Below are 26663 nucleotides of genomic sequence, written 5' to 3'. Positions count from 1 at the left end.
GCCTTGTCTTCGCTGCACCCAATTCGTGCATTGGCCGCCCGCAGCGCGCGCGATAGCATCGCCCGACCAGCACATGCGAAATCGTCCAACAGGGGAGCAGAAAAATGGGCACGAGACTGGCCGGCAAGGTCGCCATCATTTCAGGCGGCGCAACGGGAATGGGCGGAGCGGCCTCGGAACTGTTCGCCGCGGAAGGCGCCAAGGTGGCGATCATCGACCGCAATGGCGAGGCGGCGGCCGCAACCGCAGCGGCGATCCGCGCGCGGGGGCACATAGCTGAACATTGGGTGGCCGACGTGTCCGACGAGGCCCAGGTCGAGGCGGCGGTGAAAGGGGCAACGGAAACGCTTGGTCCGGTCACCGTGCTGTTCAACCATGCAGGCACCATCGTCATAAAGCCGTTCCTGGAGACGACGGTGCAGGAATGGGACTGGCTGCATGCCGTCAATGTGCGCTCGATGTTCCTGATGACGCGCGCCGTGCTGCCCGACATGATATCGGCCGGCGGCGGCTCGATCGTCTGCACCTCGTCGATCTCGGCGGTGGCGGCGACGCCGATGGAGGTGCTCTACGACACCACCAAGGGCGCCTGCCATATGTTCGCGCGCGCCATCGCCGTCGAATTCCGCGACCGCAACATCCGCTGCAACGCGGTCTGCCCCGGCTTCATCCGCACGCCGCACGGCCTGCGCGAGGTTGCCGATCTCGGCCGCCTCGGCGTCGATGTCTCCGACGCGGCGCTTGCCGCGCAGCAAGGAAGGATTGGCGAGCCGGAAGAGGTGGCCAAGGCCGCGCTTTACCTGGCCAGCGACGAGTCGAGCTTCGTCAACGGCACGCATCTGTTCGTCGACAATGGCTTTACGGCGATGTGAGGCGTCCAAGGTCCAGGTTTTTCGTCCCAGAGACAGCTTGGCGCCCCTCCTCTACCCCGTCGATCGGGGGAGAGGTGTCGAGCGCAGCTCGACGGAGTGGGGGCCAACCCGGTGCAGGAAAATTCTTGCGACTTGGTCCCCTTTCAATAGCGTTGGCGACGGTTGCCAGGTGGTTCCCCCACTCCGTCGCTGCTGCGCAGCGCCACCTCTCCCACCTCCGGAGGGAGAGGAAAGACACCAAGTCCTGCTCGACTACCGCTCTTCCCTGCGAAACGGCTTCAGCAGCGCCGATGGCGCCACCGCATTGCGCGACATCACCGCCATGGCGACGATGGTGAAGATGAAGGGCAGCATCAGGAACGTCTCGTAGGGGATATGCCCCAGCCCGCTCGCCTGCATGCGCAACTGCAAGGCATCGACGAAGGCGAACAGCAGCGCCGCGCCCGCCGAGCGCCACGGATCCCAGCGACCGAAGACGACCAGCGCGATCGCCACCCAGCCGCGCCCCGACACCACGCCGAAGGTGAAGGCGTTGAACTGCGCCATCGACAGGAAGGCGCCGGCCAGCCCCATCAACGCACCGCCGAGGATGACCGCCTGGAAACGCGTCGCGATGACGCTGACGCCGGCCGAATCGGCGGCACGCGGATTTTCGCCGACCATGCGCACCGACAGGCCCCAGGGCGTGCGGTAGAGCACGAAGGCGGCCAGCGGAATGGCCAGAATCGCCATGTAGACCAGCACAAACTGGTTGAACACCGCCGGTCCGAGCACCGGGATGCCGGAGAGGACCGGGATCGGCAGCGTCTCGAACCCCTTGATAGCAGGCGGCACCGATTGCTGGCCGAAGATCAACCGGTAGAGGAAATAGGCGAGGCCCGACGAGAACAGGGTGACGCCGATGCCGCAGACATGCTGGCTGAGGCCCAGCGCCACCGTGAACAACGCATGCAGCGCGCCCATCAGCATGCCGGTCAGTATGGCCGCCAATACGCCGAGCCACAGGCTGCCGCTGAGGCTTGTGGCGGTGAAGCCGGTCATCGCCGACAGCAGCATGATGCCTTCGATACCGAGATTGAGCACGCCGGCCCGCTCGGAGAACATTTCGCCAAGCGTCGCAAAAGCCAGCGGCGTGGCGATGCGGATGATGGCGGCGAGGAAGCCGACCTGAAAAATCTGTTCGAACACCGCGCTCATCGGGCAACTCCGACGCGGCGGATGCGATAGGCGGTGAACAGCAGCGCCACCAGCATGGCAAGCAAAGCCGTGCCCTGGATGACATCGCTGAGGAAGGGCGGAACGCCGGTCGCCCGCGACATCGCCTCGGCGCCGGTCATCACGGCGGCCAGGAAGATCGCCGCCGGCACCGCGCCGAGCGGATTGAGCCGCGCCAGCATGGCGACGACGATACCGGAATAGCCATAGCCCGGCGAGATGTCGCTCATCACCTGGAAATGCACGCCGCCGACTTCGCCGACGCCGGCCAGCCCCGCCAGCGCGCCGGACAGCAGCGCGGTCGAGATCAGCACCCGCTCGACATGGATGCCGCCATAGCGCGCCGCTTCCGGGTTTTCGCCGGTCACCCTGATGCGGAAGCCGAGTGTCGTGCGCACGATCAGGAACCAGATCAAAGGTGCCGCGATCAGCGCCACGACGACGCCGAGATGAAGCCGCGTGCCTTCGAGCAGCACCGGGAAATTGGCAGAATCCTCGATCGGCGGCGAGATCGGGTAGCCGCTGAAACTATCCTTCCACGGCCCTTCGATCAGCGCCATCAGCGCATAGTAGATGACCGAGTTGAGCAGCAGCGAGCTGACCACGTCATCGACCTTGAATTTCACCCGCAGCGTCGCCGGCACCAGCGCCACCGCGGCGCCGGCCGCGGCACCCGCCACTGCCATCAGCAGCATGGCGAGCGGTCCCGGCATCGGGATCGCGCCGACAAAGCAACTGGCGACCGCGCCGGCCAGCAACTGTCCCTCGGCGCCGATGTTCCAGAACTTTGCCCGGAAGGCGACGGCCACCGCCAGCCCAGTGAAGATCATCGGCGCGGCGCGCACCATCGTTTCGGTGATCGCGTAGCTATCGCCGAGCGAGGCCGTGAACATCACGCCATAGGCATCGATGACGCCGGCGCCGGCCAGCGCGATCAGGCCGCTGCACAAGACAAGCGTGGCACCGATCGCCAAAAGCGGCAAAGCGAGATTGAACCAGGCGGGCGTCGAGGTGCGGACTTCCAGGCGAAACATCAGCCATGCCCCTCCGCGCCGGTCATCATCAGCCCGAGCCGTGCGATGGTCGCATCGGCGCTGTCGAGCGTGCCGGCGATGCGGCCCTCATACATCACCGCGATGCGATCGCAGAGCACCAGCAGCTCCTCGAGATCCTCGCCGATGACGACGATGCCGCAGCCCTTGGCGCGCATGTCGAGGAACTTTTCATAGATGAAGCGGGCGGCGCCGATGTCGAGCCCGCGCGTCGGCTGCGACACGATCAGCACCTTCGGATCGAAGGCGAGCTCGCGCGCCAGCAGCGCCTTCTGCAAATTGCCGCCCGACAGCGCCCCGGCGCGGGTCATCGGCCCGGGGCAGCGTATGTCATAGGCCTTGATCTGGGCCTCGGCGAAGGCACGGATCGCATCCGGCTTGAGCAGGCCCTTGCTGCTGAACGCGGCGGTGCCGATGCGCGGCAGCACCATCGAATCGGCGAGCGGCAGGTTGGTGACCAGCCCGGTGGTCATGCGGTCTTCGGGGATACGGCCAAGGCCGAGCGCCTGCACCTCGCGCGGCGAAAACCCGGACACTTTCTGGCCGGCGATCGTCATCTGGCCGGCATTGGGCACGCGCACGCCGGAAATCACCTCCGCCAAAGCCCGTTGGCCATTACCCGAGACCCCGGCAATGCCGAGGATCTCGCCGGCGCGAACGGCAAGCGAAACGTCGCGCAACGCCGTGCCCGAATGCTGCGATGTCGAGATACCGTCGAGGGTCAGCACTGCGGCGCCGGGCGTCGATGGCCCCCTCGCCGGCGGCACGATCTCGTGGCCGCACATCAGTTGCGCCATTGCCGCCGACGTCGTGTTGGCGGGGTCATCGACGCGGCCGGCGACGCGGCCGTGCCGCAGCACCGTGCAGCGATGGGTCAGCGCCCGCACCTCGTTGAGCTTGTGCGAGATGAAGATGATGCCGAGGCCCTGCGCCGCCATCGAGCGCAGCGCCGAAAACAGCCCGTCGACCTCGCTCGGCGCCAGCACCGCGGTCGGCTCGTCGAGGATCAAGAGCCTGGCGCCGCGAAACAGCGCCTTGACGATTTCGAGCCGCTGCTGCTCGCCGACCGACAGCGCCGAGACGGGCAGGTCGGGATCGAGTGTCAGTCCATGCTGGCGGCCGATTTCCGTCAGCCGTGCCAGCCCGCCGGCACGATCGATCCGCCCCGATTTGCCTGGAATACCGATGAGCAGGTTCTCCAGCACCGTCAGCCGCGGCGCCAGATGGAAATGCTGGTGCACCATACCGATGCCGGCGGCCAGCGCATCGGCCGAACTGGTGATCCGCACCGGCAGGCCCTGGATCAATATCTCGCCGGCGTCCGGCGCATAGGCGCCGAACAGCACGTTCATCAGCGTTGTCTTGCCGGCGCCGTTCTCGCCGAGCAGCCCCAGGATCTCGCCCGGCGCGACGCTGAGATCGACGGCCTCGTTCGCCTTGACGGCGCCGAAGCTCTTGGTAATGCCGCGCATTTCGATGAGTGGGGCGGGCAAAGGAACTCCTGCGGAGAGATGGCGCGGGATCTCACCCTCCCCCCTGTGGGGGTGAGGAGCGGTGGCTGAAGGCCACGAAAAGCCAACTGCTTGGCTTTTCGAGCTACGTACGCCCTGAGCCTGCGAAGGGCCGGGCGCTAAGGCTGCCGGGTCCCCGCTGCTTCGCAGCGTCCCGGCGTTCGCTGGCCTTTCATCGTGCCACTGGCACGGTGAATTCGCCTACGGCGAACCGGCTGCTCACCCCCACAAGGGGGAGGGTAAAAATCAATCCGAAACCGGCGTGTTTTCATCCACGTCGACGCGGAAATTGCCTTCGAGGATTTCGGCCTTCTTCTTCTCGACCAGTTCCTTGACGTCGGCGGGCAGCGTCTTGTCGAACTTGTGGTAGGGCGCCAGCTGGGAACCGCCCTTAGCCATGCGCGAGAAATCGCCATAGTCCTGCGCGGTGAAGACGCCGGCCTTGACCAGCTTGATCGCCTGCTCGACCGTCGGATACATGTCCCAGACCGGGCCGGTGATGACCGTGTCGGGACCGAGGCTCGACTGGTCCGACATGTTGGAGATGGCGAGGATCTTCTTGTCCACGGCCGCTTCGATGACGCCGAAACGCTCGGCATAGATGACGTCGACACCGGCGTCGATCTGCGCGACAGCCGCTTCCTTGGCCTTCGGCGGATCGAAGAAGGAGCCGATGAAGGCGACCTTCTTCTTGATGTTGGGATTAACCTCCTTGGCGCCGGCAAAGAAGGCGTTGACCAGCCGGTTCACTTCCGGAATGCCCATCGCCGCGACGGCGCCGATCGTGCCCGACTTCGACATCTTGCCGGCGATCATGCCCGAGAGATAGGCGGGCTCATGGATCCAGTTGTCGAAGACGCCGAAATTCGGCTCGGCCGGGCCAGCGCCGGAGCCGAAAAGGAAAGCGGTCTTCGGGAACTGCTTGGCGGTGCGGCGCGATTCGCGCTCGGCGGCGAAGGCATCGCCCAGCACCAGCTGGTAGCCGCCTTGCGCATATTCGCGCATGACGCGGCTGAAATCGGCGGTCTGCACCTTCTCCGACCATTTGTACTCGATGCCGAGTTCCTTCTCGGCCTTCTGCAGGGCGACATGGATCTGGTTGTCCCATGGCTCCTCGATCGGCGTGGCGAAGATCGCCGCCACCTTCAGCTTCTTGTCCTTGGCGAAGGCTGCTCCCGGCAGCATCGCCGCAGCCAGGCCAAGCGCGCCCAGCTCCAGCACATTGCGTCGCGAAAGCCCTTCGCGTTTTATCTGGTCTCTGTTCTTCCGGTTTTCCATTGCATTCCCCTCTGCTCGACGACCGTGTCGAGCCGGCCGTTCGTGAAAATGTCAGACGGGGAACTATGGAACGGGTCCGGACTTTTGTCCACCTGGTCAAATTTGGCAGCAGAGCATTGCTCATGGTTGTAAAGCCGGGTCCAAACTCAAAGGCCAATCGCGCCAGGTTTGCGCTGCCGCTCACCTGCCTGCCGGCATCCTCTCCCCGTATAGTGACGGGGAGAGGGGCGCTGTCATCGACGGTTTCGCCAATTGTCGGCGTTGCAGAAATGGCGCCGAGATTGCGGCAAGTCCGCTTCTCCCCGTCACTATACGGGGAGAAGTGCCCGGCAGGGCGATGAGGGGCAGCGCTAACTTCGACAATTGGTAGCCTCCGCTACCGGCGGCACGATTATTTTCCTGTAGCGATTGTTTGGTCAGGCCCGTTCGAGCGCGATCGCGATGCCCTGGCCGACGCCAATGCACATGGTCGCCAGCGCATAGCGGCCGCCGCGTTCGCGAAGCTCCAGCGCTGCCGTGCCGGATATGCGGGCGCCCGACATACCCAAGGGATGGCCGAGCGCGATGGCGCCGCCATTCGGGTTGACGTGCTCGGCGTCCTCGGCGATGCCGAGCTGGCGCAGCACGGCGATGCCTTGCGAGGCAAACGCTTCATTGAGCTCGATGACATCGAACTGTTTTGGCGTCAGGCCAAGCCGCGCGCACAGCTTTTGCGTCGCCGGCGCCGGGCCGATGCCCATGATGCGCGGCGCCACACCGGCGGCTGCACCACCGAGGATGCGGGCAATCGGCGTCAGGCCATATTTTTTCACCGCAGCCTCGGAAGCAACGATCAGCGCCGCCGCCCCGTCATTGACGCCGGAGGCATTGCCGGCGGTCACCGTGCCGCCTTGCCGGAACGGCGTCGGCAATTTGGCCAGCGACTCGACCGTGGTGCCGGCACGGGGATGCTCGTCCTTCGAGACGACCACCGCTTCGCCCTTGCGCTGCGGGATCGTCACCGGAGTGATTTCCTTGGCCAGGCGGCCATTGGCCTGTGCCGCGACAGCCTTGTCCTGGCTGCGCACGGCAAAGGCATCCTGGTCGGCGCGGGACACCGAAAAATCCTCGGCGACGTTCTCGCCGGTCTCCGGCATCGAATCGACGCCATACTGCTTCTTCATCAGCGGATTGACGAAGCGCCAGCCGATGGTGGTGTCGTAAATCTCGGCGTTGCGCGAGAACGCGGTGTCGGCCTTGGGCATGACGAAGGGCGCCCGGCTCATCGACTCGACGCCGCCTGATATCATCAGCTCCGCCTCGCCGGCCTTGATGGCCCGCGTAGCGATGGTCAGCGCATCCATGCCCGAGCCGCACAGGCGATTGACGGTCGAACCCGGGACCTCCTTGGGCAGCCCGGCCAGCAACAGCGCCATGCGCGCCACATTGCGGTTGTCCTCGCCGGCCTGGTTGGCGCAGCCATAGACGACATCGTCGACCGCCTGCCAGTCGATGCCGGGATTGCGCTCGACCAGTGCCCTCAGCGGGATGGCGCCGAGATCGTCGGCGCGCACCGAGGACAGCGAGCCGCCAAAGCGGCCGATCGGCGTGCGGATGTAGTCGCAGATATAGGCCCCGGCCATGTCATGCAGCCTTTGCTTTTCCGGTTCCCTCATGCGCCGCCTTGGTGCGGGCCTGGAGGTCGCGCAACGTTGTCAGTTCGAGTTCGCTTGGCGCCGGTGTTTCGTCAAGCGCCTCGGCGAACTTTACGATCCAGCCACAGGTCTCCTGCACCTGCTGGCGCGTGACGCCTGGATGCAGCGACACCACCGTGAATTCCTTGGTCACCGGGTCCGGCTTCCAGATGGCAAGGTCGGTGATCAGCAAGGTTGGACCAGCGGTGTCGATGCCGAGCCGCTGTCGATGATCGCCGCCGTCGCCATGGCCGAAAGAGGTGAAGAAATCGATCTTCTCGACCATGCCGCGCCTGGTCTGCGCCATGGTGATGTAGATCTCCTTCGACGATGTCGCGATCTCCGGCGCGCCGCCGCCGCCGGGCAGCCGGGTCTTGGGATGGAAATAATCGCCGATGACCGTGGTGTTGATGTTGCCGAACTTGTCGAGTTGGGCCGCACCGAGGAAGCCGATCGAAATGCGGCCGCCCTGCAGCCAATAGCGGAACATCTCCGGCACCGCGACGGTGGTGACCGCGGTCTCGCACAATTCGCCGTCGCCGATCGACAGCGGCAGCACGTCAGGAGCGGTTCCGATCGTGCCGCTCTCGTAGATCAAGGTGATATCAGGCGCATGCGTCAGCCGCGCGACATTGCAGGCGGCGGACGGCGCGCCGATGCCGACAAAGCAGACATCCTCATTCCGCAGCGCGCGGCTGGCGGCGATCGTCATCATCTCGTTGGGGGTAAAGCCCAGTGGATTGTCGCTCATGCCGCTTTCCTCAAATGTTCGACACGGGCCGCGAAATCGTCGGCGCTCTTCTCGATGACGTTCGCCTGCATCCACGCCTGGAATTTGTCCCGGTCGGCGGCGATCTCGTCCCATTCCAGATAGGCGGCATTGTCACGCGCATAGTAGCCATGCGCGTAGGACGGATGCGAGCCGCCGGGCACGACGGATATCGCCGCGATCGTCCAGCGCGGCAACACGGTCAAATTGGGGTGCAGATCGTCGAAATTGTCAACCACTTCCTCGACCGTCACCACCGCGCGCTTCGCCGCCAGGACTGCTTCCTTCTGGATGCCGACGATGCCTTCGACCAGCACATTGCCTTTCCGGTCGGCCTTCTGCGCATGGATGAAGGTGACATCGGGCCGGATCGAGGGAACGGCCGCCAGCACCTCGCCGGTGAACGGACAGGTCACCGACTTGATGTTCAGATTGACCGCTGCCAGCCCGGCGCCGCGATAGCCGCGAAACACCGCGCAGGGCAGGCCGGCAGCACCCGCCTCATAGGCGTTGGCCATGCCGGCATGGCTGTGTTCCTCGATCTCGATCGATCTGGGAAAACCGTTCTCGATGGCGTCGCGGGCGCGCCGCAGCAGGCCGACGCCGGGATTTCCGACATAGGAGAAGACGATTTTCTTCGCCATGCCCATGCCGATCATCTGGTCGTAGATCAGGTCCGGCGTCATGCGGATCAGGGTCAGGTCGCGAAAACCCTGGCGGATCGCCTCATGCGCCGCCGCCGTCGGGATCAGATGGGTGAAACCCTCGAAGGCGACCGTATCGCCATTGTTCAGGTTCTCCGCAACGGCCTGTTTGAGTGGCAGGAACTTGACCATCGCATCGGCTCCGCATTGCAAAAAGTTCGTATTGCGAACATATGTTTTCTATGAGATACTTTCTACGCTAAGTGACGGCATTGAGTCAATCCAGGCGACGATGCCGCTCTGCGGAGATGAGATGGACGAAGAGGCTGCTTCCCGTGACCATGTCGGCTCGCTCGAGCGCGGCCTTGCCGTCATGGAGATCCTGGCCCGGCATCCCGCGGGCATGACGCTGACCGAGATGGCCGAGCAAGCGGGCCTGACCCGCGCCGGCGCCCGCCGCTTCCTGCTGACGCTGACCGCGACCGGCTACGCCACGCAGGCCGGCCGCGTGTTTTCGCTGTCGCCCCGCCTGCTGACGGTCGCCCGCACCTGGCTCGGCGGCGCCTCGCTGTGGAGTTTCGCCGCCCCCATCATGCGCGCAGTGGCGGCGCAGCTGAACGAGGCCTGCTCGGCGGCGATCCTGTCGGGGCAGGATGTCGTCTATGTCGCCCGCATTCCCGGCCGCCGCATCCTCAGCGTGTCGCTCGATGTCGGCACCAGGCTGCCGGCCTATTGCACCTCGATGGGACGGATCCTGCTTGCCGGCCTGACGCCCCAGGAATTGGACGCATTTCTCGGCCAGGCGACGATCGAGAGAAGGACGCCGAGGACGATCACCGACAAGCGGTTGCTAGCCGAAGCCGTCGGCAAGGCGAAGGCGGATGGCTTTGCCATCGTCGACGAGGAGTTGGAACTCGGCCTGCGCTCGATCGCCGTGCCGATCCGCGACCGGGCGGACCGCACGGTCGCGGCCATCAACGTCTCGACCCAGTCGGCCCGTTTCACCGTCGAAGAGATGGAACGGCAGATCCTGCCGGCACTGCGTGAGGCCAGGCAGCGCATCGAGGATTTCTTTGTGGTGTAGTCAGGTACTCTACCCGCTAAATCGCAACTGCCGTGGCGGCGTAAATCCATGCGTTGGCGGGACAGCACCCCCCTCTGGCCTGCCGGCCATCTCCCCCGCAAGGAGGGAGATCCGCTTTCATCCCGCCTTTCGCCAAGCTCCACCGTTGCAGGGATGAGCGCAGCGCCGAAACCGCCAATCTCCCCCCTCGCGGGGGAGATGTCCGGCAGGACAGAGGGAGGTGGGAAGGATCGCGACAGAACTATTCTTCATGTTCCATAACGATGGTCCTTTTCCCTCAATGCTTGATCCTATCGCGCATCGCGTACCACAACATGCCGAGCACATAGAGCGGGCCGCGCAGCGCCGTGCCGCCGGGGAACGGCATCGGCGTGAGTGTCGAGAACAGGTCGAGCCGTGAGGCGTCACCGGTGATCGCTTCGGCCAGGAGCTTACCCGACAGCGTCGACAGGATGGCACCCTTGCCGGAATAGCCATGCGCGAAATAGACCTCTCCGTAATGCCCGACATGCGGCAGCCGCGACGTCGTCACCGACACCAATCCGCCCCAGGCGTGATCGATGCGGCAGCCCCGAAGTTGCGGAAAGGTCTTTTCCATGTGCGGCCGCACGAACCCGGCAATGTCGGCCGGCGGCGTCGGCGTGTAGCGCTCGCCGCCGCCGAACAGCAGGCGTCCGTCCGCCGACATCCGGTAATAGTTGACCACGAAGCGGGTGTCGGACACCGCGACATTGGCCGGGATGACATTGCGTTTGCCCTCCAGCGGCTCGGTGGCAACGATATAGTTGCCGACCGGCATGATCCGGCTGTTGACCCGCGGCTCCAGCCCATGAAGCAGCGCATCGCCAGCCAGCACGACATGCTTGGCCCGGACCGAACCCTTTGATGTCGAGACCCGGATCGAAGGCTCGCGCTCGAGCCGCACCGCTACAGAGTTTTCGTGGATGGTGACGCCGGCCGCGACCGCCGCGCGGGCAAGGCCGAGCGTGTAATTCAGCGGATGCATGTGGCCGCCAAGCGGCTCGTACATGGCGCCATGATAGGGCGTGTCGACCTTGCGGCGGGCTTCCGCCGCCGACAGGATTTCGGCATGCGGGAACTTCATCACCCTGGCCAGGCACTCAGCCTCTTCCTCGAGATCTCTGAGATCGGAGCCGTTGACCGCGCCGACCAGATGACCGGTCAGCCGAAGATCGCAATCGATGGCGTGGCGCTCGATGATGTCGAGCACCAGGCCCCGCGCCTCGAAGGCAAGGTCGAACAGCGCCTTCGCCCGTTCGGGCCCGTAGAGCTTGACCAGACCCTTGGCGCCCTTGCGCAGGCCGGGGATCATCTGGCCGCCATTGCGCCCCGATGCGCCCCAACCGATCTTGCCGCCTTCGAGCAGCACCACCTTCAGGCCGCGCTCGGCGGCGTGAAGGGCGGCGGACAGGCCGGTGCAGCCGCCGCCGACCACCACCAGGTCGGCGTCGACGTCGCCCTGCAGGGCGGAATGGTCCGGCGACGGATTTGCCGTCGCGACATAGTAGGATTTGCCGATATCCAGGCCGGAATTGAAGCCCCCAGAATTCAAACTCATTTGTCACACCTTCAGCAGCAGGTGGTCGCGTTCCCAGCTCGTCACCACGCCCTGGAACAGGTCGAGTTCGACGTTCTTGACGCGCAGGTAGGTCTGGAAGAAGTCCTCGCCGAGCAGCGCCCGTACGGCGTCGCATGCGGTGAAACGATCCAGCGCCTCCTCCATGGTTTTCGGCAGCGTGCTCTTGATCTTGTAGGCATTGCCCGACGCCTCGGGCGACCGCGCCAGCTTTTGCTCGACGCCGAGATAGCCCGCCAGAAGCGACCCGGCGATCGCCAGATAAGGGTTGGAATCGGCACCGGGCAAGCGGTTCTCGACCCGCCGCGCGGCGCGGCCACCGGCCGGCACGCGCAGGCCGCAGGAGCGGTTGTCATGCGACCATTCGATATTGGCCGGCGCGCTGTGGTTCGGCCGGATGCGGCGGAACGAGTTCACGTTGGGCGCAAACAGCGGCATGATCTCGGGGACATATTTTTGCAGGCCGCCGATGAAGTGGCCGAACATTGCGGTGTCGGCATCGTCAGTGCCGGCAAACAGCGTCTTGCCGGCTTCGTCGATGACCGACATGTGCAGATGCATCGAGCTGCCCGCCTGTGCCGCGATCGGCTTGGCCATGAAGGTGGCATGCATGCCGCTTTGCTGGGCGGCCTGGCGGGTCAACCGCTTGAACAGCAGCACCTTGTCGGCCAGCGGCAGCGCATCGCCATGCAGGAAGTTGATTTCCAGCTGCGCCGTGCCCGATTCATGGATCAGCGTGTCGAGCGGCAGTCCGGATGCCGCAGCATAGTCATAGATGCGGCGGACCACCGGCTCGAACTCCTCCAGTGCCGCCATGTCATAGGGGTGCTGCACGCTCTCGGCACGGCCATTGCCGCCGACCGGTGCCGTCAACGGCCGGTCGGGGTCGGGATTGGGCGCGGTGAGATAGAATTCGAGCTCCGGCGCCACCACCGCCCGCCAGCCGCGCTGACGGTAGAGATCGAGCACCGCCCGCAGAACATGGCGCGGCGAGGCCATCCATGGCCGGTCGTCCATGTGGAAGGCATCGGAGAAGACATAGGCCTTGCCCGCACCGGCACCGGGCGCCAGGGTGAGCGTCGAAACATCCGGCACCATGCGCATGTCCGGGTCCGAGTAAGCAAAACCCTCGTCGATCGAGCCGGAATAGCGGCCGTCGATGCTGACCAGGAAGGCGCTGCTCGGCAGATAGAGCGCGCGGTCTTCCAGCGCCTTGAGGAATTTGGCCGTCGGCAAGGCCTTGCCGCGCAGGACGCCGTTCAAGTCCGGCACCAGGCATTCGACCTCATTGATGCCATGCTGGGCCAGCCAGGCCTTGGGGTCGTTTCCGTTGAAAAGCGAGGTGTTCGTCGTGTTCATGTCAGGCATTTCGTTCATGTCCGTATCAGAGAGAGTATGGCTTGCGCGGCCACGTCCGTTCCGGGTGTCAGCGCCATATGGGCTGCATTGTCCCTGAGGCGGGCGCGCATTGCGTCATCGGCCAGCAGGCCGAGAATGGCTCTCTCCAATACTCCTTCGGTCCAGCCATCACGGCCGATATGGTTGCCGACGCCGGTCTCCTCGGCGCGTCGGGCATTGTCGTGCCCGTCCCAGCAATAGGGCATGATCAGCGACGGCACGCCGAAGCGAAGCGCTTCGCAAAAGCTGTTGTTGCCGCCATGGTGGATGAACAGGTCCGACTTCGCCACCACCGAGGGCTGCGGAAACCAGGCGTCGAGATAGACATTGTCCGGCACCGCGCGATAGGCGTCGCGCAGCCCGCCGGCATTGACGATGAAGCGCGCCGGCAGCCTGTCGAACACGGCCAGCATGCGCTCGATCAGGCCGACATCCATGGCGCCGAGACTGCCGAAGCTGAGATAGACCAGCGGACCGCCATTGCGCGGAAACACCGGCACTTCGAACGGCCCTTCCGAACGCACGCAGCCTTCGAGATAGACGAAGCGGGCCGGGTCGAGCGGCTCGGCGCGCTCGCGGCGCACGATCGTCGGCGTCAGCAGCAGGTTGAGATCGGGAGAGGTTTCCAGGAACAGGCCCTTCGGCAACGGCGCCAGGCCGGCATCGGTCCGGAAGCGGTTGAAGCGATCATGCGCCGGCGCCGAGGCCCTGAGATAGCGGGCCTCGAACGCCGCGCGTTGCGGGTCATCGGCGCCGAGGCCCGACAGATACGGTGGCACCCGCGCGTCAGGAAGCTCGGTCTCGGCGCAAGAGACGGCACGCACCCACGGGCAGCCGGCGGCAGCTATCGCCGGGAACATGATGACATTGTCGAGCACCACCGCATCCGGCTTCAACCGCGCCAGCAATTGGCGCAGCGGCGCCTCGGCGTTGACCGCGGTATCGACGATCGCTTGCCAGGTCGGCGCGACATAGGTTTCGAGCTGGTCGATCGGGCTCAGCCTGAAATGCGGCAGATGCCTGCGCACGAACGCCTGCCAGTAGCTCTGGCGCTCGCTGTCGGACAGCGGCTCGTCGGTCGGCAATTGGTATTCCTGGAAACCATAGTCGGCAAACACGCCGGAAAAACCGGCATGGCAGATGAAGACCGGCCGGGCGCCTTTGGCACGCAAGGCCTGCGCGATGCCGACGCAATTCAACGCCGCGCCGAAACTGGCTTCGGGAAACAGCGCGATGGTCGGGCTGGCTTTGCGCGTCAATTAATCCTCGTCAATCCGGCCGGCTGATCATGCCGAACAGGGCGGGAGCCCCGCGACTGGCCGCTTGCGGTCGCTGGTTGCGGGAGAGCCGCAGGTGAATGCGAAGCAGATCGGCCGCCACCTCATACTGCCGGCTTTCAAGATGGTCGAGTATATTCAGGTGCTCGCGCAGCGACTGCCGCAACCGGAAGACGTTGACGCCGGCATAGATGCCCGGCAGCCGGCGCAGCCTGAGGTGATCGGCCAGCGCGTCGGTGATGAAGCGGTTGGCGCAGCCTTCCGCCAGCATGCCGTGGAAGTCGATGTCCAGCCGCTGGAACTCGCGCGTGTCGAATGCGGCGTCCGGCAATGCCAACAGCGCTTCCATACCCAGGCGCAACGTCGCCGCGCGTGCACCGTCCAGCCGGAAGCCTGATGTCAGGATAGCGGCGGGCTCCAGCAGCAGGCGAAATTCATAACTTTCGCCTTGCGCCTCCGGATCATCAGGCGTGCGGCGGAAAAGCCAGGACTGGCCGGGCGCGCGATCCAGCAGATTCTCTTCCGTCAGTTTGTTGAGCGCTTTTAGTACCGTCTTTCGTTCGGCACTGTACCGCCGCATCAGTCCCGCGACGGTCACAGTCTGGTCCAGCCGCCGCGCTGAGCGGTCACGCAGGATCGCCTCGGCAAGCTCGTCCTCCTCGGTAAGAGGCAATTCAGCGGCAATAGCCGGCTGGGTCGTGAGGTCGATGGCCAGGTGATAACCGGAATCCGCCTGCCAACGCACGACGCCCTGTTCCGCGAGCAGGCTGAGTGCTGCCCGCACCGGCGTGCGCGAGACATTGCACAGCGAGGCGATCTGCTGCTCCGGAAGGCGTGCGCCGGGCTCGAAGCCGCGCTGCCGCGCCACATCCAGGATGCGCTGCGCCAGATCGAGATGGTTGGTGCGAGGTCGTCGGGCTGCGGCTTGCATGACAATGCTCGTGAACGGACGTGACCTATATGCTTTGACCGATCGGCCTGGCGGACGCAATCGGCCAGATTCCTCTTGCCTGGCAAATTATGGATTGACGTACTTTTTTCTGCAATAGTACTGTCAGGATAATCGGCGATAAAAAGACCGAGGGAACAGGATCGAGGCCAGCGGCATGGGTCGCGGCCGGCGAATGAATTCGACGATCAACCAGAATGGGAACCTGTCATGACCGCCACGACCTTCCTGCGGCACCGTTGCCTGAAGATGCCGTCAATCGCACTCGGCCTGGCCTTGGCGCTGTCGGCGCCGGCGGCCGCAGCCGACCTCGTCATTTCCAACTGGGACGGCTACATGGCGCCCGACGCCATGGCCGCTTTCAAGACCGCCACCCGGGTTTCCGGCGAAGTGGTCGTTCATGCCACCAATGAAGAGATCATGGGCAAGCTCATCGCCGCCGGCGGCAAGGGCTATGACGTGGTCTTCGTTTCGTCGCCCTTCGCCGAGGTGCTGAACAAGCTCGGCCTGACCGAGCCGATCGACCACGCCAAGGTCCCCAACCTCGCCAACCTCTATCCCGAAGCGACCAAGCTGCCGCATGATGTCGGCAACAATTTCTCCGTCCCCTACACCTGGGGCACGACAGGCCTCTGCTACCGCTCCGACCTGGTCAAGGTGGCGCCGACCAGCTGGAGTGACCTTCTCGCCCCCTCCGACGACCTCAAGGGCAAGACCACCATGTTGGCGACCGACCGCTGGCTGCTGGCCGCCGGCCAGCTCGACAAGGGCTTTTCGGTCAACGAGACCGATCCGGCCAAGCTGGCCGAGGTCAAGGACCTGCTGATCTCGGCCAAGAAGACCCTGCTCGCCTATGACGACACCACCTTCTATTCTAAGCTGGTTTCGGGCGAGGCGCTGATGGTGCAGGCCTGGGACGGCTGGTGCAATTACGGCATCGCCGAGAAGCCCGAGATCAAATACGTCATCCCCAAGGAAGGCTCCGACCTGTGGGTCGACACGATGGTGGTGATGAAGGCCTCCGCCAACAAGGACGCCGCCTTCCAGTTCATCAACTTCATGCTCGACGCCAAGAACCACGCCTGGGCGGCGCAGAACATCGACTACAAGGTGCCGAACAAGCCGGCGATGGAAAGCCTGCCTGCCGATTTCCTGGCAAAATTCCCCAATATGGCGATGCCGGTGGCCGACCTCGTCAAGTTCGAGCAATTGCGTGACGTCGGCGACGCCCAGCGCGACTATTCGAAGATCGTCAGCGAGATCAAGGCCGCGCAGTAAACGGCGTCAAACCAGACATCACGGCCGGCGGCGCTTCTGCTGTCGGCCTTGAGTGGTCCCCGAAAACATTGTCCCAGACCCGACTTCGCTCCTCACTCCTGATGGCCCCGGCGCTGGTCTGGCTGACCGCGCTGATGGTGGTGCCGTGCGCGCTGGTGCTGGCGCTCGCCTTCTTCCGGCGCGGCATCTATGGCGGCATCGAATACACCTTCACGCTGGAGAATTTCGGGCTGGTGTTCGATCCACTCTATGCCGGCATCTTCCTCAACTCGGCACGTATCGCCAGCACGGCGACGCTGATCGCGGTGGTGATCGGCTATGCCGCCGCCTATGCCATATCAGCCACGCCACGCCGTCTGCAGCCGGTGTTCCTGTTCTTCGCCGTGTTGCCGTTCTGGTCCAACTACCTGATCCGCACCTATGCCTGGATCGTGCTGCTCAACCGCGAGGGCCTGATCACCCAGCTGTTGCGCTGGTTCGGCTACGCCGGCGAGCCGCCATCGATGCTCTACACCGAAGGCGCGGTCATCGCCGGCCTGGTCTACAACTACCTGCCCTTCGTCATCCTCGCCTGCTACGCGCCGCTGTCGCGGCTCAATCCGGAACTCGCCGAAGCCTCGCGCGACCTCGGCGCGTCCGCCCTCACCACCTTTCGCCGCGTCATCCTGCCGTTGACCGTGCCAGGCATCGCCGCCGGCGCGGTCTTCGTCTTCGTGCTGTCGATCGGCAATTTCGTTACGCCTGCGCTGCTCGGCGGCGGCCGCTTCCAGATGATCGGCAATCTCGTCTACGACCAGTTCCTGACCGCCAATGACTGGCCGTTCGGCGCGGCACTGGCGATGGCGCTGATCGCTATCATGCTGCTGGTGCTGATGGCACAGGCGCTGGCCGCCGACCGCGCCGCGGGCCGCGCCGCACAGACCGCAGGAGGCGCCGATGGCTGAGCGCTCTCCCGCCACGCGGCGCACGCTCTGGCTCGTGTTGAGCCTCGTCTTCGCCTTCCTCTATATCCCGATCGCCGTGCTGGTGGCGCTGTCGTTCAACGAAGGCGGGCTGCCGACGGCATGGTCCGGCTTTTCGCTGAAATGGTATGTCTCGCTGGCCGGCAATTCCGCGATCCTGTCCGCCGCGCTCAACACGCTGATCGTGGCGCTGGTCTCGACCGCCATCGCCACGCTGCTCGGCACGCTGCTGGCGATCGGCGTCGAGATGCGCCGGCACCATGGCAAGGGCCTCGAGGCGCTGATCTTCGCGCCGATGATCATCCCCGACATCGTGCTGGCGATCGCGCTGCTCTCGTTCTTCTCCATGCTCAACCTGACCATGGGCCTGCACACCATCATCCTGGCCCATGTCGTCTTCAATCTCGCCTTCGTCTGTTCGGTGGTGCGTGCCCGGCTGAAGAGTTTCGACTGGTCGATCGTCGAGGCCTCCGCCGACCTTGGCGCCTCCGCGCTCACCACCTTCCGGCGGGTGACATTGCCGGTCATCGCGCCGGCGGTGATCGCCGGCGCGCTGCTTGCCTTCACGCTCTCCGTCGACGAGTTCATCATCGCCTTCTTCACTGCTGGCGCCGGTCGCGCCTCGACCACGCTGCCGATGCAGATCTACGCGATGATCCGCTTCGGCATCACGCCGGAGATCAATGCGCTGGCAACCATCGTCATGGCGGTCTCGATCACCGCGCTGACCCTGTCGCAGCGGCTTAACAGGGGAATCATCGGCCAATGAGCGAACCGCGCACGCTGCTGGCCATCGATCAAGTGTCGAAGAATTTCGGCCAGGTGACGGCTGTCGACGGCATCTCGCTCGATATCCGCGAGAACGAATTCTTCGCGCTGCTCGGACCGTCCGGCTGCGGCAAGACCACGCTGCTGCGCATGCTGGCCGGCTTCGAGACGCCCAGCGACGGCCGCATCCTGCTCGACGGCCGCGACATCGCCAGGACCCCGCCCAACAAGCGGCCGGTCAATCTGATGTTCCAGTCCTACGCGCTGTTTCCGCATATGAGCGTCAGGGCCAATGTGTCCTACGGCCTGGAAATGGAGCGTTTGCCGGCTAGCGAAATCCGCTCGCGCGTCGATGCCATCCTGGCGACGACCGAACTCGTTTCCTTCGCCGACCGCAAGCCGGAGCAATTGTCGGGCGGCCAGAAGCAGCGCGTCGCGCTAGCTCGCGCGCTGGTCAAGCGGCCGCGCCTGCTGCTGCTCGACGAGCCGCTCGGTGCGCTCGACAAGAAATTGCGCGGCGCCATGCAGCTGGAGCTGAAGCGCCTGCAGCACGAGGTCGGCATCACCTTTGTCATCGTCACCCACGACCAGGAAGAATCGCTTGTCATGGCCGATCGCATGGCGGTGCTGAAAGACGGCAGGCTGCTGCAGTGCGACACGCCGCATGCGATCTACGAGCATCCCGCCGACCGTTTCGTCGCCGACTTCATCGGCGTGATGAATTTCGTCCCGGGCAAGGCCGCCGCCGATGGCGTCATGGCAAGCAATGGCTCTCGGATCGCCGGCAAGATTCGCGCCACGCTGACGCCTGGTGCGGCCGCTGTGGCTTCGGTGCGGCCCGAGCGCATCCGGCTGTTTCCGTCCGCGGAGACCGCCAATCGGACTACCGGCACGGTCGAGGCACTGGCCTATCAGGGTCTCGACCTGCAGCTGCATGTCCGCACCCCCCTGTCGCCGAAACCGTTCCTGGTGCGGGTCACCGCCGACGCCGCCGACCGCCGGCCGGTGTCGTCAGGCGATCAGGTCGAACTCGGCTGGGACGCCGCCGATGTCAGAATTTTCGCAGAGTGAAGGAGACGCCTGATGGCGCAGAAGACGATCGCGTTTTTTCCCGAAGCGGCTTACGGCCCGGCGCTCAATTCCGTCGGCATCGGCCAGGCGGTCGAGGCGCGCGGCCACAAGGCGGTGTTCCTGTCCGATCCCGGCTTCGTCGACGTCTACAAAAGCTACGGCTTCGAAGCCCATCCGGTGAACCTGTCCGAACCGATGCCGCCCGAGCAGATGGCCAAGTTCTGGGAGGACTTCATCAACGGCCACATCCCGAACTTCCGCAAATCACCCTACGACCAGGTCGACAACTACGTCAAGGATTGCTGGACGGCGATCGTCGACAGCGCCAAATGGGCGCAGAAGGACCTGCCGCGCGTTCTGGCCAGCATCAAGCCGGACGTGATCTGCGTCGACAACGTGATCCTGTTCCCGGCAATCAAACAGTTCGGCAAGCCTTGGGTGCGCGTCATCTCCTGCTCGGAAAACGAGATCGAGGACGAGGACATCCCGCCGCATCTCTCCGGTTGCGGCGAGAACGACCATGCCGGCCACGAGCGCTACCGCGACCATTTCAACGCGGTGATCAAGCCGATCCATGACGACTTCAACAGCTTCCTCACCGCCAACGACGAGGCGCCCTATCCGATCGGCCAGTTCTTCGAGGCCTCGCCCTATCTCAACCTGCTGCTTTACCCCGAGGCGGCAAAGTTCAAGCGCCGCCATCCGCTCGACCCGGCAAAGTTCCAGTATCTCGAAGGCTGCGTGCGGCAGGAGAAGCCTTATACGGTGCCGGCCTTCGCGAAAAACAATGACGGGCCGCTGCTCTATGTTTCCTTCGGCAGCCTCGGCGCCGGCGATGTCGATCTGCTGAAGCGCATCATCGCGACATTGGGCAAGACCCGCTACCGCGCGCTGGTCAATGTCGGTGGCTACAAGGACCAGTACACGGACGTGCCGGGCAACGTCATCGTCGAAAGCTGGTTCCCGCAGCCCTCGGTCATCCCGCAGGTCGATGCGGTCATCCACCATGGCGGCAACAACTCGTTCACCGAGTGCCTCTACTTCGGCAAGCCGGCGATCATCATGCCCTATGTCTGGGACGGCCACGACAACGCCACCCGCGTCGAGGAAACCGGCCACGGCTTCGGCATGCCGCGCTACGACTGGAACGATGCCGAGCTGGTCGCCAGGATCGAAGCCTGCCTGACCGATCCGAAGATGAAGGCCAAGCTGGCGAAGACCTCGGCGCAGATGCACGCGCCGAACGGTCCGGAGAAGGCGGCTGGACTGTTGGAGAAGCTGCTATGACCTCCTCCGCACCGCACCTCCACCAGGCCTCGACCCGCACCGACCTCGTCGACTGGGGCGCGCAGCCGGATGCCTTGGAGGGCGCGTCCCACTCCACCGGCAGGCTGGTGCACAAGGGACCGAACAACCAGCCGGAATCCGGCATCTGGGTCTGCACGCCCGGGCGCTGGCGTCTCAGCATCCCGCGCGATGAATTGTGCCATTTCGTCGCCGGCCGCGCGACCTACCGGTCGGATGTCGGCGAAGTGATAGAAATCTCCGCGGGAACCGTGGTCATGTTCCCCGCCGGCTGGACGGGCGAATGCACGGTGCACGAGACCATGCGCAACGTCTACATGCTGGCCTGACACTTCATAGGAGCAAGACATGTCGACACCGCATTGGCCGAAGGCCTCGGCCGTGGAACTGGAGGATTGGGGCGCGGACAGCAACACGCTTGCCGGGGCACCGCGCGCCTCCGGCAAGATCCTGTCGCAAAACCCGGACGGATCGAGTGAATGTGGCCTGTGGTCGTGCACGCCGGGCACCCGCAAGGTCACCTTTGCCGCCGACGAATTCTGCCATTTCCTGTCGGGACGCGGCAGCTATATCCATGAGAACGGCGAGCAGATTCCGGTCGAGGCCGGCACGCTGGTGTTCTTCCCCGCCGGCTGGACCGGCATCTCCATCATCACCGAAACGCTGACCAAGGCCTTCATGTGCCGGTGAGCACCAAGGCCATTCTAAGGAAATCGATATGACAACGCCCATCATGAAATCGCCGCTCGCCATGTCAGACCTCGTCGACTGGGGCGTCATCCCGACGATGATCGAGGGCGAATCCCACACCTCGGGCAAGCTGCTGTACAAAGGGCCTGAGGGTCGTTCCGAATGCGGCCTGTGGGTCTGCACGCCAGGCAAATGGCACTGCCACGTCACCCGCGACGAGTTTTGCCACTTCCTCGAGGGCCGCTGCACCTATGTCCATGAATCCGGCGAGGTCATCGAGATCGAGCCCGACACCGCGGCCTTCTTTCCGCAGGACTGGAAAGGCGTCTGCACCGTCCATGAGACCATCAAGAAGGTCTACATGATCCGCTGAGCCTTTCCGACAATTCTACCCTGCCGGACACCTGACGCGGCTTTCTGCGCTCCGATTCTCGAAATCCGCGCCATTTGGCTCGGCAGGGCGAATTCTCAAAAGGCTCCATCCGTGGAGAGGACAAAAATGCATTTCTCCCCTGACCGGCCGGCGTTCTTCGTCAATCCGGACTACCAACCGATGGCCGGCGCGACGAAGCCGGTGATCGATCCGGCGACGCTCGAAACGGTCGGCGCGATCGCCACAGCAAGTGATGGTGAGATCGATGCCGCGCTGACAGCGGCGACCAAGGCGCAGGCCGCCTGGAAAAAGCTCGACGCCAAGAGCCGGGCAAGGCATCTGCATGCCGTCGCCAACGCCATCGAGGTGGCCGACTTCACGCACTGTGCCGAGCTGATGGTGCGCGAGATGGGCAAGCCCTATCCCGAAGCCATCGGCGAGATCGCCAATTGCGCCCCGATCTTCCGCTACTACGCCGAGATGGCGCGCGACGATGCCGGCAAGATCGCCGGCGCGACGCAGGCCGGCTCGTTCCAATACGCGCGCTACGAGCCTTACGGTGTCTCCGTCCACATCATGCCCTTCAACTTCCCGATCCTGCTGATGTGCTGGACGGTCGCCGCCTCGCTTGCCGCCGGCAATGCCTGCATCATCAAGCCGGCCGAGGCGACGACGCTGTCGACATCAGACTACATGACCGTCTTCCGCTCGCTGCCCGAGGGCCTGGTCTCCTGCCTGCCCGGCGGTGCGGCCACGGCGCAGGCGCTGATCGCTTCCGAACGCACCCATGCCGTCGCCTTCACCGGCTCGGTCGCCGCCGGCAAGGCAGTGGCGGTGGCCTGCGCCGAACGCATGAAGCCGTGCGTCATCGAGGCCGGTGGCAGCGATCCGCTGATCATCAGTCAACATGCCCCGCTCGATGTCGCGGCAGCCGGCAGCGTCACCGCTGCCTTCCACCTCACCGGCCAGGTCTGCACCTCGGCCGAGCGCTTCTTCGTCGTCGACGCCGTGCATGACCGCTTTGTCGACCTGTTCGCCGAAAGGACACGCGCGCTTCGCATCGGCAACGGGCTGGACAAGACCGAGATCGGCCCGCTGGTCAGCGAGGCGGCCCGCGCCAAAGTCATGCGGTTGGTCGACGATGCGATCGCGCATGGCGCCCGGGCGGTTACCGGCGGGCGCATCCCGCCGGCGCACAACACAGGCTGGTTCTACGAGCCGACCATCCTCACCGGCGTCACTCCTGACATGGCGATCGTGCGCGAGGAGTGCTTCGGCCCCGTCGCGGCGATCTGCCGGGTCAGGGACTTCGACGAGGCGATCCGGCTTGCCAATGACAGCCCGTTCGGGCTCGGCGCCTCGGTGTTCACCACCGATCTCGCCGAAGCGCATGAAGCGGCCGAACGGCTCGAGGCCGGCATGGTCTGGGTCAACAATCCGCTGATCGACAATGACGCCCTGCCCTTCGGCGGCTGGAAAGCCTCGGGCCTCGGCCGCGAGCTTGGACGCCAAGGGCTCGATGCGTTTCGCCGCTCGAAGATGGTCATCATCGACCATAGGCCGGCCATCCAAGGATGGTGGTACCCCTACCCCGACAGCTGGTTCCGCGAAACCGGCGGTCGCAAACATGTCTGACAGGAGCGGCGCGCGGCAACGCCGCGCGCTTCACATGCCCTTGTGCTTCGAATGGCGCAATCAGGCTGTTGCGGCACCTTCCCAGGAACCGGTCTCGGCCATTTGCCTGAGCAGCGGAGCCACCTCGAAAACGGGCTTGCCGGTGCGCTGGTGCCAATACTCGAGCCGGTCGATGATCTTGGCCACCCCTTCAAGTCCGGCCCAGAACATCGGGCCGCCCTTGCCGACGGGAAAGCCGTAGCCGTTCACCCAGACGACATCGATGTCTGACGCGCGGGCGGCGATCCCTTCCTCCAGAATCTTGGCGCCCTCGTTGACCAGGGGGTAGAGCGTGCGCTCGATGATTTCTTCCGCGCCGATCGCCCGCGGCGCGATGCCCTTCTCGGCCGCCTTGTCGCGGATCAGCGCCTCGACTTGCGGATCGGCGACCGGCGTGCGCGCGCCAGCCTCGTAGAGATAGAAACCACGGCCGGTTTTCTGGCCGAAACGCCCTTGTTCGCACAGCGTATCGGCGATCACGGCCGTCTGGCCGCGCGCCTTGCGGTTGCGCCAGCCGATGTCGAGGCCGGCGAGATCGCCCATCTGGAACGGACCCATCGGCCAGCCGAAATCGGTGAACGCCTGGTCGATCTGGCGCGGCGTCGCCCCTTCGAGCAGAAGCGCCTCGGATTCGGCGCCACGCGCGGCCAGCATGCGGTTGCCGACGAAGCCGTGGCAGACGCCGACGACGACAGCCACCTTGCCGATCCGCCGCGCCAGGTCGACGACGCTCGCCAGCGCATCGGGCGCGGTCTTGGCGGCGCGGACGATCTCCAAGAGCTTCATGACATTGGCCGGCGAGAAGAAATGCAGGCCGAGCACATCGCGCGGCCGCGAGATCGAGGCGGCGATTTCGTTGATGTCGAGATACGAGGTGTTGGTAGCGAGGATGGCGCCGGGCCTGGCCACCGCGTCGAGCTTGCCGAACACGTCTTTCTTCACCGCCATGTCCTCGAACACCGCCTCGACGATCAAGTCGCAATCGCCGAGATCGGCATAGTCGGTGGAGCCCTTGAACTGGGCGAGCCGCTGGCGCCTGGCAGCTTCGGTCAACGATCCCCGCGTGACGGAAACGGCATAGTTCTTGTCGATGGTCGCCAGCCCGCGCTGCAGCGCTTCCTGGCTGGTTTCCAGCAAGATGACGGAGTAGCCGCCATTGGCGAACGCCATGGCGATGCCGCCGCCCATCGTGCCGGCGCCGATGACGCCGACGCGGGCGATCCTGCGCTTGACGATATCCTTGCCGGGAACCTTTGCCGCCTCACGTTCGGCGAAGAACAGATGGCGCTGCGCGCGCGATTGGTCGCCGGCGACGAGCTTCATGAACAGCGCACGCTCCGCGGCGAGCGCCTCATCGAAGTGCAGCGTGACGGCATTGCGCACCGCCTGCGCGCAGGCGATCGGCGCTTCGAGGCCGCGTGCCTTCCTGGCAAGGTCCGCCGCCTCGGCGTCGAAGGCCGCCAGGTCGGTTGCCTTGAGCCCTTCATCGCGATCGCGCACCGGCGTGAAGGGACCACCCTTGCGGGCTATTTCCCTGGCGAAGTTCACGGCATGCGTGGTCAGAACTCCCTCGAAGACGGCATCGACCAGACCGGTGGCATGCGCCTCTTCAGCACCGATCGGCGAGCCGGACACGATCATCTGGAGCGCCTTCACCGCGCCGACCAGGCGCGGCAGCCGCACCGTGCCGCCACCGCCCGGCAGCAGCCCGAGTTTCACCTCGGGAAGGCCGAGCTTGGCGCCGGCGTCAGTAACGCGAAAATGGCAACCAAGCGCCAGTTCAAGGCCGCCGCCAAGCGCGGTGCCGTGAATGGCGGCGACGGTCGGCTTGGCGATGGTCTCCAGCATGGCAACGAGGGCACGCAGTTCGGGCTGCTGCACCGGCTTGCCGAATTCGGTGATGTCGGCGCCGGCAACGAAAGTCCGGCCGGCGCAAGCGATGATGATTGCCGCGACCGACGCATCATCCCGCAAGTCGAGGAGAGCCTGCATCAGCGGCTCGCGGACGTGGAAGCTCAGCGCGTTGACCGGCGGATTGTCGATGGTGACGATGGCGACATCGCCGTCGCGGCTGACCTGCAGGAAATCGGACAAACAAAAACCTCCCAGCAATGGTGAGCGGCTAGAGCATGATGCCGAAAAAGCGGTTTTCGGACGACATCATGCTCTATGTCTTTGAGTCAGACCGCGCGAACGGGATTTACAGCGCCAGGACACGGATTGGAACCGGATGCTGGCCTGGCACAATGATTACCGACCTCGATGTGCGTGGCGTCAGCGCAGCGCCTTCTGCCCGCCCGCGGCGGTGATGACGCCGACGATGATCAGCCCCGTCAGCAGCAGCCGCACGCCAGCACTGACGCCGAACGTGTTGAGCATGGTCAAAAGCAGCACCAGGAACAGCGCCGCGCCCCAGACACCGGGCACATTGGCCTTGCCGCCGGCCACCGACGTGCCGCCGATGACGACGACCGCGATCGAGGCCAGCAGATATTCGTTGCCGATATCGACATTGGCGCCCCGGAAATAGCCGGCGAGCAGTGCTCCGTCGATGCCGCCGAGCGCGCCCGACAGCGTATAGGTGAGGAAGCGGATGCGGCCGACATTGACGCCGGCGAGCCATGCGGCGCGGATGTTCTGGCCGATGGCCAGCACCGAACGGCCATAGATCATCCGCTGCAGCGCGATGGCCGCACCGATGGTGAACAGCACGGTGAGGATCGCCAGCACCGGAATGCCCAGCAGCTGCCGGTTGGCGAAATCGGCGAAGCCGGGCGGCGGCTTGATCTGCAGCCCGCGTCCGTAGCTGATGTCGATCGACTGGATGATGAAGCTGGCCGACAAAGTGGCGATGATCGGCGGGATGCGCAGTGCCCAGATCAGCAGATAGTTGGCGGCGCCGATCGCCGCACCCGTGGCGAGGGCCGCCAGCAGCCCGACCGCGATCATGGCATCGCTGCCGTCCATCACCTTCATGGCGACGGCGCTGGCAAGGCCGATATTGGCCGGCAAAGACAGGTCGACATTGCCCGGCCCGAGCGTGATGACGAACATCTGGCCGACGCCGACGATGACGGTGAACACCGCAAGCGAGAGCGCTGCCGTGACCATGCCGCCGGCGCCATAGCCGCCGGTGAAGGCGATCGTCGCCAGCCACACCAGCAGCGCGCCGAGGAACGACCAGATCCAGGGTTTGGCAAGCAGTGGTTTCAACGCGGCCATG

24 protein-coding genes are annotated in these 26663 nt (G+C 65.0%); 11 read left to right on the top strand and 13 right to left on the bottom strand.

Translation table 11 applies throughout. The features are described from left to right. Positions 1-104: 104 nt before the first annotated feature. Positions 105-872 carry an SDR family NAD(P)-dependent oxidoreductase gene (locus ACFSQT_RS05110; protein WP_379017264.1) on the top strand — a complete coding sequence of 256 codons (768 nt, stop codon included), beginning with the start codon at positions 105-107 and terminating at the stop codon, positions 870-872. 252 nt (positions 873-1124) lie between these two features. Here the strand turns inward: ACFSQT_RS05110 and ACFSQT_RS05105 are convergent, their stop codons facing one another. From ACFSQT_RS05105 to ACFSQT_RS05075, 7 genes are all read right to left on the bottom strand, one after another. Next, positions 1125-2069 (bottom strand): ABC transporter permease, encoded by a 945-nt coding sequence (locus ACFSQT_RS05105; RefSeq protein ID WP_379017263.1) that lies wholly within the window; start codon positions 2067-2069, stop codon positions 1125-1127. After that, complete coding sequence (locus ACFSQT_RS05100) at positions 2066-3121, bottom strand: ABC transporter permease (protein WP_379017262.1); 1056 nt, start codon at positions 3119-3121, stop codon at positions 2066-2068. The genes ACFSQT_RS05105 and ACFSQT_RS05100 overlap by 4 nt, the downstream gene beginning before the upstream one ends. After that, complete coding sequence (locus tag ACFSQT_RS05095; RefSeq protein WP_379017261.1) at positions 3121-4632, bottom strand: ABC transporter ATP-binding protein; 1512 nt, start codon at positions 4630-4632, stop codon at positions 3121-3123. Before ACFSQT_RS05095 ends, ACFSQT_RS05100 begins: the two co-directional genes overlap by 1 nt. 264 nt (positions 4633-4896) lie before the next feature. Further along, on the bottom strand, positions 4897-5928 hold the full coding sequence (locus ACFSQT_RS05090; RefSeq protein ID WP_379017260.1) for a BMP family protein: 1032 nt from the start codon (positions 5926-5928) through the stop codon (positions 4897-4899). A 416-nt stretch (positions 5929-6344) separates the two neighbouring features. Beyond that, positions 6345-7550, bottom strand: coding sequence for a 3-oxoadipyl-CoA thiolase (pcaF, locus tag ACFSQT_RS05085; protein WP_379017259.1), 1206 nt, complete (start codon positions 7548-7550; stop codon positions 6345-6347). 1 nt (position 7551) lies between these two features. Next, complete coding sequence (locus ACFSQT_RS05080; RefSeq protein ID WP_379017258.1) at positions 7552-8352, bottom strand: CoA-transferase subunit beta; 801 nt, start codon at positions 8350-8352, stop codon at positions 7552-7554. Next, the gene (locus ACFSQT_RS05075; protein ID WP_379017256.1) at positions 8349-9206 is read right to left on the bottom strand and encodes a CoA transferase subunit A; all 858 of its coding nucleotides are present in this window, start codon (positions 9204-9206) and stop codon (positions 8349-8351) included. Before ACFSQT_RS05075 ends, ACFSQT_RS05080 begins: the two co-directional genes overlap by 4 nt. Positions 9207-9327: 121 nt before the next feature. Here ACFSQT_RS05075 and ACFSQT_RS05070 point away from each other — a divergent pair, with 121 nt between their 5' ends. Further along, entirely contained in the window at positions 9328-10098 is a 771-nt protein-coding gene (locus tag ACFSQT_RS05070; RefSeq protein ID WP_379017254.1) for an IclR family transcriptional regulator domain-containing protein, read from the top strand. A 277-nt stretch (positions 10099-10375) separates the two neighbouring features. On the opposite strand, the gene ACFSQT_RS05065 is transcribed toward ACFSQT_RS05070, so the two are convergent. Genes ACFSQT_RS05065 through ACFSQT_RS05050 form a run of 4 tightly spaced genes read right to left on the bottom strand, consistent with a single transcriptional unit; the run spans position 10376 to position 15361 of the window. Beyond that, on the bottom strand, positions 10376-11677 hold the full coding sequence (locus tag ACFSQT_RS05065) for an NAD(P)/FAD-dependent oxidoreductase (RefSeq protein ID WP_379017252.1): 1302 nt from the start codon (positions 11675-11677) through the stop codon (positions 10376-10378). Between the two features lie 3 nt (positions 11678-11680). Beyond that, complete coding sequence (locus tag ACFSQT_RS05060; RefSeq protein ID WP_379017354.1) at positions 11681-13063, bottom strand: glutamine synthetase family protein; 1383 nt, start codon at positions 13061-13063, stop codon at positions 11681-11683. A gap of 5 nt (positions 13064-13068) precedes the next feature. Beyond that, the gene (locus tag ACFSQT_RS05055) at positions 13069-14352 is read right to left on the bottom strand and encodes a nucleotide disphospho-sugar-binding domain-containing protein (protein ID WP_379017250.1); all 1284 of its coding nucleotides are present in this window, start codon (positions 14350-14352) and stop codon (positions 13069-13071) included. Positions 14353-14362: 10 nt separating this feature from the next. Next, positions 14363-15361 (bottom strand): GntR family transcriptional regulator, encoded by a 999-nt coding sequence (locus tag ACFSQT_RS05050; protein WP_379017249.1) that lies wholly within the window; start codon positions 15359-15361, stop codon positions 14363-14365. A 168-nt stretch (positions 15362-15529) separates the two neighbouring features. Here ACFSQT_RS05050 and ACFSQT_RS05045 point away from each other — a divergent pair, with 168 nt between their 5' ends. From ACFSQT_RS05045 to ACFSQT_RS05005, 9 genes are all read left to right on the top strand, one after another. Next, positions 15530-16597 (top strand): polyamine ABC transporter substrate-binding protein, encoded by a 1068-nt coding sequence (locus ACFSQT_RS05045; RefSeq protein WP_379017247.1) that lies wholly within the window; start codon positions 15530-15532, stop codon positions 16595-16597. Positions 16598-16698: 101 nt separating this feature from the next. Then, the gene (locus ACFSQT_RS05040; protein WP_379017353.1) at positions 16699-17541 is read left to right on the top strand and encodes an ABC transporter permease; all 843 of its coding nucleotides are present in this window, start codon (positions 16699-16701) and stop codon (positions 17539-17541) included. Next, positions 17534-18328, top strand: a complete 795-nt coding sequence (locus ACFSQT_RS05035) for an ABC transporter permease (RefSeq protein ID WP_379017245.1) — start codon at positions 17534-17536, stop codon at positions 18326-18328. The genes ACFSQT_RS05040 and ACFSQT_RS05035 overlap by 8 nt, the downstream gene beginning before the upstream one ends. Then, the gene (locus ACFSQT_RS05030; RefSeq protein ID WP_379017243.1) at positions 18325-19398 is read left to right on the top strand and encodes an ABC transporter ATP-binding protein; all 1074 of its coding nucleotides are present in this window, start codon (positions 18325-18327) and stop codon (positions 19396-19398) included. Before ACFSQT_RS05035 ends, ACFSQT_RS05030 begins: the two co-directional genes overlap by 4 nt. A 12-nt stretch (positions 19399-19410) precedes the next feature. After that, on the top strand, positions 19411-20685 hold the full coding sequence (locus ACFSQT_RS05025) for a glycosyltransferase (protein ID WP_379017242.1): 1275 nt from the start codon (positions 19411-19413) through the stop codon (positions 20683-20685). After that, positions 20682-21032, top strand: coding sequence for a cupin domain-containing protein (locus ACFSQT_RS05020; protein WP_379017241.1), 351 nt, complete (start codon positions 20682-20684; stop codon positions 21030-21032). The genes ACFSQT_RS05025 and ACFSQT_RS05020 overlap by 4 nt, the downstream gene beginning before the upstream one ends. A gap of 19 nt (positions 21033-21051) precedes the next feature. After that, complete coding sequence (locus ACFSQT_RS05015; RefSeq protein ID WP_379017240.1) at positions 21052-21393, top strand: cupin domain-containing protein; 342 nt, start codon at positions 21052-21054, stop codon at positions 21391-21393. 28 nt (positions 21394-21421) lie between these two features. Then, entirely contained in the window at positions 21422-21766 is a 345-nt protein-coding gene (locus ACFSQT_RS05010) for a cupin domain-containing protein (RefSeq protein WP_352602840.1), read from the top strand. A 126-nt stretch (positions 21767-21892) separates the two neighbouring features. After that, complete coding sequence (locus tag ACFSQT_RS05005) at positions 21893-23401, top strand: aldehyde dehydrogenase family protein (protein WP_379017239.1); 1509 nt, start codon at positions 21893-21895, stop codon at positions 23399-23401. A 60-nt stretch (positions 23402-23461) separates the two neighbouring features. Here the strand turns inward: ACFSQT_RS05005 and ACFSQT_RS05000 are convergent, their stop codons facing one another. Together ACFSQT_RS05000 and ACFSQT_RS04995 are read right to left on the bottom strand one after the other, a co-directional pair. Next, a complete protein-coding gene (locus ACFSQT_RS05000; RefSeq protein WP_379017238.1) occupies positions 23462-25534 on the bottom strand; it encodes a 3-hydroxyacyl-CoA dehydrogenase NAD-binding domain-containing protein in 2073 nt (690 codons plus the stop codon). Positions 25535-25714: 180 nt separating this feature from the next. Next, positions 25715-26662 (bottom strand): ABC transporter permease, encoded by a 948-nt coding sequence (locus ACFSQT_RS04995; RefSeq protein ID WP_379017236.1) that lies wholly within the window; start codon positions 26660-26662, stop codon positions 25715-25717. Position 26663 lies beyond the last annotated feature (1 nt).

The organism is Mesorhizobium calcicola (assembly GCF_042682105.1).
GTDB classification, from domain to species: Bacteria; Pseudomonadota; Alphaproteobacteria; order Rhizobiales; family Rhizobiaceae; genus Mesorhizobium; species Mesorhizobium calcicola.
Note: the sequence above shows the minus strand (reverse complement) of the source record. Positions and strands in the feature narration are given on the sequence as shown.